This window comes from Acinetobacter sp. NigerLNRRAM0016 (genome assembly GCF_054112845.1).
On the sequence record NZ_JBSYVT010000036.1, the window covers coordinates 18,990 to 28,419 of the forward strand.

10 protein-coding genes are annotated in these 9,430 nt (G+C 44.4%); 5 read left to right on the forward strand and 5 right to left on the reverse strand.

Features of this window, described 5'->3' with window-relative positions:
• Positions 1-161 precede the first annotated feature (161 nt).
• The 5 genes from ACWQ4X_RS16350 (at position 162) to bioD (ending at position 4,845) form a co-directional block, all read left to right on the forward strand.
• Positions 162-893: an alpha/beta fold hydrolase gene (locus ACWQ4X_RS16350; protein WP_457904349.1), complete on the forward strand. Its 732-nt coding sequence runs from the start codon at positions 162-164 to the stop codon at positions 891-893.
• Between the two features lie 87 nt (positions 894-980).
• On the forward strand, positions 981-2,264 hold the full coding sequence (gene bioA, locus ACWQ4X_RS16355) for an adenosylmethionine--8-amino-7-oxononanoate transaminase (RefSeq protein ID WP_457904350.1): 1,284 nt from the start codon (positions 981-983) through the stop codon (positions 2,262-2,264).
• Positions 2,261-3,418 (forward strand): 8-amino-7-oxononanoate synthase, encoded by a 1,158-nt coding sequence (locus tag ACWQ4X_RS16360; RefSeq protein WP_457904351.1) that lies wholly within the window; start codon positions 2,261-2,263, stop codon positions 3,416-3,418. The genes bioA and ACWQ4X_RS16360 overlap by 4 nt, the downstream gene beginning before the upstream one ends.
• A gap of 9 nt (positions 3,419-3,427) precedes the next feature.
• A complete protein-coding gene (gene bioC, locus ACWQ4X_RS16365) occupies positions 3,428-4,207 on the forward strand; it encodes a malonyl-ACP O-methyltransferase BioC (RefSeq protein ID WP_457904352.1) in 780 nt (259 codons plus the stop codon).
• The gene (gene bioD / locus ACWQ4X_RS16370) at positions 4,204-4,845 is read left to right on the forward strand and encodes a dethiobiotin synthase (protein ID WP_457904353.1); all 642 of its coding nucleotides are present in this window, start codon (positions 4,204-4,206) and stop codon (positions 4,843-4,845) included. Before bioC ends, bioD begins: the two co-directional genes overlap by 4 nt.
• A gap of 65 nt (positions 4,846-4,910) precedes the next feature.
• Here bioD and ACWQ4X_RS16375 read toward each other — a convergent pair whose 3' ends face one another.
• From ACWQ4X_RS16375 to ACWQ4X_RS16395, 5 genes are all read right to left on the reverse strand, one after another.
• A complete protein-coding gene (locus tag ACWQ4X_RS16375) occupies positions 4,911-5,333 on the reverse strand; it encodes an ExbD/TolR family protein (protein WP_457904354.1) in 423 nt (140 codons plus the stop codon).
• Positions 5,334-5,354: 21 nt separating this feature from the next.
• Complete coding sequence (locus tag ACWQ4X_RS16380; protein WP_457904355.1) at positions 5,355-5,780, reverse strand: ExbD/TolR family protein; 426 nt, start codon at positions 5,778-5,780, stop codon at positions 5,355-5,357.
• A 16-nt stretch (positions 5,781-5,796) separates the two neighbouring features.
• A complete protein-coding gene (locus ACWQ4X_RS16385; RefSeq protein ID WP_457904356.1) occupies positions 5,797-6,669 on the reverse strand; it encodes a MotA/TolQ/ExbB proton channel family protein in 873 nt (290 codons plus the stop codon).
• 28 nt (positions 6,670-6,697) lie between these two features.
• Positions 6,698-7,408, reverse strand: a complete 711-nt coding sequence (locus tag ACWQ4X_RS16390; protein ID WP_457904357.1) for an energy transducer TonB — start codon at positions 7,406-7,408, stop codon at positions 6,698-6,700.
• Positions 7,409-7,571: 163 nt separating this feature from the next.
• Positions 7,572-9,430, reverse strand: a 1,859-nt coding sequence (locus ACWQ4X_RS16395) for a TonB-dependent receptor domain-containing protein (protein WP_457904358.1), incomplete at its 5' end; no start/stop codon positions are given.

A 9,430-nucleotide genomic window follows, 5' to 3' on the forward strand; every position in this document is an offset into this window, starting at 1 on the left:
TGCAATCCAGCAGATCTAACTTGAATGGAGCTGGCTTTTCGCATAAAAATCACGCGTTGTAAAGCATGACTTGCCAGTTGCAGAATGATAGGAAATGCAGCTCAGTATAAAAATAAAAGTGGGTATACTCCTGTGCAATGTTTCATTTTTAGAGCAAAACGTTGAAAGCAAGTATTTTACTGATTACGGGGTGGGGTGGCGGTACACAGTTGCTAGCGCCTTTACAACAGCAACTGCAACAACAAGGACATGCTGTTGAGCTGATCAATATTTTTAATGCTTTTGATGCTGAAATCTTGCAACATCATGTGGAACTGGCGCGTCGTTTTGATGTGATTATGGGCTGGTCCTTGGGTGGACAGCTTGCCACACTGCTAGTACAGCAGCTTGAACAACAATTTTCAGAACAAAAAATCTTGATTAGCTTGGCGTCCAATCCGTGTTTTGTCGCGCAGCCGGCTTGGTCATCAGCTATGTCTGAGGATACCTTTATTCAGTTTAAACAGTCCTTCCAACAAGATGCTGTGGCAACCTTAAAGCGTTTTGGTTTTTTGGTGTGCCAAGGTACAGATTCTGCCAAGAAAGATTTTGTTCAAATGCAAAAAATGATTAAACCACAATCAGTTTCACTCTTAGAGCAAGGTTTAGTGTTATTAGAGCAGTTGAATTTGACTGAAACTTTGGCGCATTATACAGGACAGCAATTGCATGTGTTTGCGCAGCAGGATGCACTGGTTCCTTGCGAAATTATTCCAAATATGCAGCAGTTACTTGCAGGAAAAGCAGAAATTGTCGTGATTGAACAGGTTTCACATGGCTTTCCATGTTTTGAAGTTGAAGAAACTGTGCAAATTATTCAAGATTTTTTAAAGCAACCCGTTCAGGCTGTCTAGGAATGACCATTCTCGCAATGTTTTTTGCAAAATTGCAGGTTTAAGATAGCCCACATTGAAAAAAACACGACATCACAGGAGTTATGGATGACCGATTTATTTGACCTTGAGCATATCTGGCATCCGTACACCTCTATGACCAATCCACTGCCAACCTTTAAGGTCAAAAAAGCCTATGGCGCTGTGATTGAACTGGATGATGGACGTCAACTGATTGACGGGATGTCTTCATGGTGGTGTGCCATTCACGGTTATAACCACCCCGATTTGAATCAGGCGGTGACCGACCAACTGCAAAATATGTCGCATATTATGTTTGGTGGTTTTACCCATGATCCTGCGATTGAACTGGGCAAACTGTTATTAGAGATTACCCCGCCGAGTTTAGATAAAATTTTCTATGCCGACTCAGGCTCGGTTGCAGTTGAAGTTGCGCTGAAAATGGCGGTGCAATATTGGACTTCACAGGGCAATACCGAAAAAACCAATTTTGTTACGCCGCGTTCGGGTTATCACGGAGATACATGGAATGCCATGTCGGTGTGTGATCCTGTGACGGGCATGCATCAAATTTTTGGCAGTAGTTTACCGAACCGTATTTTTGTTCCTGCACCGCAAGTTGGTTTTGACCAGACTTGGGATCCTGCTGATATTGCTGAACTGGCGCAGACCTTGGAACAGCATCATCACCGTATTGCGGGTTTGATTATTGAGCCGATTGTGCAAGGTGCGGGAGGCATGCGCTTCTATCATCCTGAATATTTGCGTCAAGCCAAACTGCTCTGTGAAAAATATAACATCCTGCTGATTTTTGATGAGATCGCGACAGGTTTTGGACGTACAGGCAAACTCTTTGCTTGGGAGCATGCCCAAGTTGAACCCGATATCATGTGTATCGGCAAAGGTTTAACAGGCGGTTATATGACCCTGTCTGCGACCTTAACTTCGAAGCATGTGGCGGAAACCATTTCTAAAGGTGAGGCGGGCGTGTTTATGCATGGTCCGACTTTCATGGCAAATCCACTGGCTTGTGCCGTGGCGTTACGTAGTACGCAGTTATTGGTGTCTCAAGACTGGCAAAGTACCATCCAGCGTATTGGCAACCAGTTACAGCAACATCTTGCGCCATTGGCACAACTCAATTATGTGCAGGATGTGCGTGTGTTGGGCGCGATAGGTGTGGTGGAGCTGAACTTTAATGTTGATATGAAAACGCTACAACAAGAATTTGTAAAACGTGGCATCTGGATTCGCCCATTTGGCAAGCTGGTTTATGTGATGCCGCCTTATGTGATTTCAAAAGTTCAGCTGGATACTTTGTTGACTGAATTGGTCGATGTGGTGCGCCATATGCAAGAGGAAGCAGCATGAATTTATTAGCACATTATGCTGTACAGTTGGATGAACTGAAACAGCAGGGCAATTTACGTCAATTCACCTCGAACACCCAGCAAGGCAAATGGATTGAAATTCAGCACCGTCGTATGTTGAATTTGGCTTCCAATGACTATTTAGGCTTGGCTTCTGATCTTAGTTTACGCGAACAGTTTTTTGATGAAACACCAAATGCGCATCGCGTGATGAGTTCATCTTCTTCACGTTTACTGACAGGAAATTTCCCAGAATATGAACAGTTGGAAGCCAGTTTAAGTCAGGCTTTTGTAGGTCGTGCAGCGCTGTTATTTAACAGTGGCTACCACATGAATATTGGGATTTTACCTGCAGTCAGCGATGCCAAAACCCTGATTTTGGCGGATAAACTGGTGCATGCCAGTATGATTGACGGGATTCGTCTTTCCTCTGCCAAATATGTGCGTTATCGTCATAATGACTTACAGCATCTGTCGCAGCTGTTGCAGAAATATCATGCAGATGACGCATTTGATCGGATTATTGTGGTGACTGAATCCATTTTTAGTATGGATGGTGATGAAACTGACTTGGCTGAGTTGGTTCGGATTAAATCACAATTTGCCAAAGTCATGCTGTATGTGGATGAAGCACACGCGATTGGTGTACGTGGAGAACAAGGCTTAGGCTGCGCCGAGCAATATCAAGTGATCGAGCAGATTGATTTCTTGGTCGGGACGTTTGGTAAGGCCATGGCATCGGTGGGCGGCTATCTAATTTGCCATCCGATTATCCGTGAGTTTTTGATTAATCGTATGCGTTCCTTGATCTTCAGTACCGCACAGCCTCCGATCTGTATGGCATGGACCAACTTTATCTTCAAGAAACAGCTTACGATGACTGCCAGTCGCCAGCATTTACAACAATTAAGCGCTTATTTACAACAAGCCGTACAAGCAAAAGGGTATGCTTGTCCGTCGACCAGCCATATTGTCCCTGTCATTATTGGTGAGTCGCAAAAAACGGTCGATACTGCGGCACAGTTACAGCAGGCAGGTTTTTATATTATGCCTGTGCGTCCACCTACGGTACCTGTGCAAAGTTCGCGTTTACGTATCTGTTTAAATACCCAATTTCAGCAAGATGAACTGGATCAGTTTATCGCTTTGTTATGAGTTTTAGCGTTGAATCCATCTCAAATAGATAAGTCTCGTGTGGCGCTGCGTTTTGCACAAGCGGGACAAAGCTATACCGAACATGCCATCGCACAAAAGCAAATTTGCCAGCATCTGATGCAATTGATGCTGGAGCATCTGCCGACACAGCATCAAGCCCGCGTCTTGGAGATTGGCTGTGGTTCTGGCAATTTAAGTCATCTGTTATTGCAAAATTTGCAGATTGATCAGCTGATTCTGAATGATATTTATGCCGAAGTTCAGCACCATTTTGTGCAGCAGCAACAGATAGAATGGCGAATTGGCGATATAGAGCAGCTTGAACTTCCCACACAATTAAACTTGGTCACATCCAGTTCTGCTTTACAGTGGATGACCGATTTACAGGCCGTTTTTAGCAAAATAGCACGCGCTTTGGTACAAGAGGGCTTTTTCTGTTTTTCTATTTTTGGACAGCAGAACTTAAAAGAAATTAAAGCCTTAACGGGGCAGGGTCTTGAATATTATACTTTGCCTGAATTGCAACAGGTGTTAACGCAAACTGGTTTTGAGGTGTTACATCTGAGTGAACAGATCAAGACCTTGCATTTCTCACATCCCAAGCAAGTGTTACAGCATTTAAAAGCCACGGGTGTGACGGCAACCAATACTTCACATCGTTGGACCAAGCATTCGCTACAACAGTTTTATCATGATTATCAGCAATTTTCGGAGACGGATCAGCAAGGGCAGACACGGTACCTACTCAGCTATCACCCGATTTATTGTATTGCACGGAGAACAACATGACAGCAGACATCTATTTTATCAGCGGGATTGATACAGGTATTGGTAAGACCTATACCACAGGATATCTGGCGAAGTTATGGAAAGAGCAAGGTCAGCAGGTCATCACGCAAAAACTGATTCAGACGGGCAATGTCGATGTCTCTGAAGATATTCAGCAACATCGTGAAATTATGGGCACAGGTTGGTTGCCAGAAGACGAAAGCAAACTGACCATGCCCGAAATTTTTACTTATCCTGCTTCACCACATTTAGCCACCAAACTTGATGGTCGTGACATTGATTTTGCCAAGATTGAAGCGGCAACGCAGCAATTGGCAGAAAAATTTGAAGTAGTGTTGCTGGAAGGTGCGGGTGGTTTAATGGTGCCCCTCACTACAGAATTACTGACAATTGACTATCTGGAACAGAAAAAGTTTCCTGTAATTTTGGTTAGTTCTGGGCGTTTGGGTAGTATTAACCATACCTTACTCAGCTTGGAAGCCTTGAAAGCACGTGGTTTATCTTTATATGCTTTGGCGTATAATTTAAATGACGAATCGCAAGATCCATTAATTTCCAAAGATACTTCTGAATATCTTAAAGACTATTTGGCCAAGCATTTCCCAGATGCGTTATGGATTGATATTCCAGTCATGTAATACGCTGCAAAAAATAAAAAATCCGCATTTCTCATAATAGGAAATGCGGATTTTTTTCGGTAAGATTAAAGTGATGCGTTACTTTCAATCCCAATTTTAGTGATATTCAAACGTTGTGCCATCGCCATGACCATCGCAACTTGTTTGTACTCGGTCATACGGTCTGGCTGTAGCTTTATTTGATCTTGTTCTGACTTTTTCGCCACCGTCATCAACAAGCTTTCTAAAGCCTGTTTATTCTCTACAGGCTGATCATTCCAGAAGATGTTACCTTGTGCATCTAATTTTAGATTGATGATTTCAGGTGGTTTTTCATTGCTTTGTGGTGGTGGAGTACCATTTGGCAAATTGATGTTGATGGCATTATTGGGAATGGGGATGGTGATAATAAACATAATGATCAACACCAACATCACATCAATTAACGGTGTCATGTTGACATCGAGCATTACATCATCGTCATCATTTGAGCCAACATTCATACCCATAACTTGCTCCTTCTGACCCGATTATGGTGAAGCTGGGGGAGTGGTCACAAAAGCGATTTTGCCAATCCCAGCTTGTTTGGTTGTATTGATGACCTGATCAATTGCTTCAAAGCGGGTGAGCTGATCACCCCGAATATGCACTTCAGGTTGTGGGCGTTTTTGTGCCTCTGCTTGTAATCGCGTAAATAAAGTCGCTTTGTCTCCAATATATTTTTCATTCCAGAACACATCGCCATTTTTATTCACCGCCAGTTGAATGTTTTCAGGCTTGTTGGCATAAGGCGTGTTTTTTTCTTCAGGTAATTTTACGGGGACCGTATGTATGGCAACGGGTACTGTAATCAGGAAAATAATCAGTAGAACCAACATAATATCAACCAGCGGGGTTGTATTAATGGTTCCTATTACATCATCTTCATTGTCATCTGAACTGACCATCATGCCCATGGTTGATGTCCTCTTTTTATTTATTCACGACTTTTTTATGATTTGGGTTGCTGCTGATTTCACCGCTGAGTAAAACAGTATGTAAATCAGAGCCGAAAGTACGGACATTTTCCATCACTGCTTTATTGCGACGGCTTAACCAGTTGTAGCCCAGTACTGCAGGCACAGCTACGGCCAGACCAATTGCCGTCATGATGAGCGCTTCACCGACAGGACCTGCAACTTTGTCAATCGAAGCTTGCCCTGACATGCCAATCGCGGTCAGTGCATGGTAAATTCCCCAGACCGTTCCAAACAGACCTACAAACGGTGCAGTTGAACCAACGGTCGCCAGAAAAGCCAAACCACCACTCAAATGGCTTTGAATTTTGTCGATGGCACGTTGAATGGAAATGGTCACCCAAGTATTGAAGTCAATGCGTTCTAATAAACTCCCTTCATGGTTCTTGGTGGAATGAATACCTTTTTCTGCAATAAAACGAAATACACTGTCTTTTTCTAAGCTATCTGTCGCGCTTTCGAGGGTGCTGGCATCCCAAAATTCTGCATCGGCTCTGCGACCTTGTCCCTTAATTTTGGATTGTTGCAGCAGTTTGGTAATCATGATGTACCACGTGCCAATCGACATCATCACCAAAATAAACAGGGTAGTTTTTGCCACCATGTCTCCTTCTTTCCACATGGCTTCTAAGCCATAGGGATTGTAAGCAGGGGCAGCTTCCGCTTTAGCAGGCGGTTGCGGTGCGTTAGAACTGTCACTCGATGTCACTGCTGTGGTGGTTGCAGGGGCGGCGTCTTCTGCAAATGCCGAATGAATTGGGAGGAGGGTGCTTGCTGCTATTAAGCTCGCGGTTGCGATTTTTTTTACAGGATTCATCATTTTATTCATGTATATACTCCAATTTTTGTTTCATTCATTAGTTCAAGACAAATTCATAGGGAATGTCATACCAAGACTCTTGCGCTTCACCGTCTTTCATTGCAGGTTTGAAGCTGCAAAGACTGAAGGCTTTGGATGCCGCACGGTCTAAATTTTTACTGCCACTGGATTTTTTGATTTTGGTGTCAATGACGTTGCCATTGGTGCCGACCAAAACTGAAATCGTGACCGCACCTTGTTCTTCATTCATCAGTGCGTCACGCGGGTAATCTGGTGATTTGCAACCCGCTTCTCCACGTGAAACACCACGTGTTACCCCAGCAAGTTTAGGTGCTGGTGCAGGTGTTGCTGCCGCTGCTACGGGGGCGGGTGCTGCCACAGGGCTTGGCGATGGTGCTGCTGTAGGTGTTGGCGTTGCTGCTTTAACGGGTTGGGTTGGTGTGACAGGGGCTGTCTTTTGTACACGCTCAACTTTTTCTACTGGTTTTTCAGGTTCTGGTGTTTTCAGCACCTCTTTGACTAGTTCTGGTGGCTCGGGAGGAATCTCTTTAGGTTTCGGCTTTTCGGGTTCGGGTGGCTGATCTTGAATAATCATCAATTCCACCGTTTGTTCTTCTGGCTTATGCATGGTTTTGGACAAACCCGCCATAAGGGCATAGAAAATAATCAGATGCAGAAAAATGACTGCCCCAATACCAATCAGGCGTTTGGCTGAATTGTTCTCTAACGCTGTGAAACTCGTGCCCATGGTTACTCCTGAAATTTGAGACAAACAAGAAATCGTTCACGCATCGCTGCTCATGAAAGATGGACGGATTGACGGCATTTGTTGTTTGGCTAAACGACAGATGAAATGTTTTGCTCATAGCGTCTTGCTGGAGGTGTTCAAGACGCTATGGACAGAACGCCAATTAGAACTTGTAGGTACCTCGCAAGAAGTAAGCGCGTCCCGTTGGGTCGCTATAGCGTGGGTCATAACCGTATTGGAAGTTATCCAGTACATTTGATGCTGCTGGTTCTGCATCAAATAGGTTTTTAATCCCCGCAGTCAGCTCCAGATTTTTAAAGCCTTTATAGGTGCCCGAAACGTTATAGAGGGTGTAATCACTGACTTTGTGATGGTCATAGGCATCATCACCAATGGCATTTTGGTCGTCATAACCACGATAGAATTCTTGCTCAAACATCATCTTCCAGTTTTCATAGCTCCAGTTAATGTTGGCAACATGTTTCCAACGCAGAATTGCTGGGTCATCATAAGTTCCGACTTTGCCTTCCCAAGCTCCACCTGCTTCTTCTTGTTTGTCATATTTGATGATGTAAGTGCCATTAATCCCAAAACCAAAGCGACCTGTTGCAGTCATTGGCGTTAAATAGTTCAGGGTCAAATCAATCCCTTCGGTTTTAATGCCCCCCATGTTCACCAGTGTGGTGTTGACGTATTTAATTCGACCATCTGCATCACGGACAAAACGGTCTGCATATTTGGTTGGGTCTGCAAAAATCATGGCATCGCTAATGGTGTCGATCAGGCCATCAATTTCAATGTTGTAATAATCGGCAGTGAAGACGAGATTTTTGATCGGTTCGAGCACAAAACCAGCGGTATAGGAGGTGGATTCTTCAGGCTGTAAATCGGGTGAACCGCCTTGCATGCGTTTAAATTGCACATTACATTCGGTTTGGTATTGGGTTGAAGTCGCTTTACCCCCTGGACACAGCACAGGGTCATCATATCGAGCGCCCGTGTAGGTTTCGCTCTGTGGTGCGTTGATGTCGTATAAGCTTGGTGCGCGGAAACCAGTACTATAGGAAGTACGGAACATCAGTTGCTTTAATGGTTCCCAACGGAACGCAATTTTCGGGTTAAAGGTGTCGCCAAAGTCACTGTAGTCATCGTAACGTGCAGCCAGTTGAGCCTCTAAAGTTTTGGTGATTGGAATATGTAACTCACCAAAGAAGGCCGTAATATCACGGTCACCTTCACTCAGCGGTTTATTTGGGTCGATACCACTGCCTGGGACTTGGCTCACAATGTCTGAATTAACTTTGGCTTCCCATTCTTGCTTACTGAAACTGCCACCGAGAGCTAGACCAATATCCCCTGCGGGTAAGCTATAAATGGGACGGCTTACGGTTAGATCGACTGTGGTGGAATCTAAAGATGCGACATTCGATTCACCACTGACTGAAAATGAGTTCCATAAACTTGAGTCCGCACTGGCACCAAATGGGTTAATCGAGCCATCATCTAAAGCGGCTTGTAACTTACTGCGGTTTAAATAACCGCTGACAAAACTGTCAGTTGCTTCACTTTTAGCATAGGTCACACCCCCGTTGATGTCCCATCCATAGGCTTCACCCTCAATGCCCACAAAGGCACGATGTGATTCATTCACCGATTGCGAAACACGGTTACCCGCTTGGGAGCGTAAATATAATTGCAGTGGGTCACCACTTAAACCATCTACAGCAGGGGTAATACCTGCCCCTGGATAGTAAGGGCTGGTTTTGGGGAGGGTTACTGAGCGACTATAAACATCAGGGGCAATGGAGGTAGTGACTTCATTATGCGAGTAAATATATTCCCCAATCGCATTGAAGGTGTCACTGAGTTTGAATGTACCGCGACCCATCGCTGAAATGGTTTCGGTTTCAGGCACAATTCCGATCAGCGCTTGGGTGTTGAGATAACACAGCCCATCATCTGCAACGACATTCGGGGTGTTATTACAGTTACTATTGCCATAAGGATTGCCCAGTGTTCCAG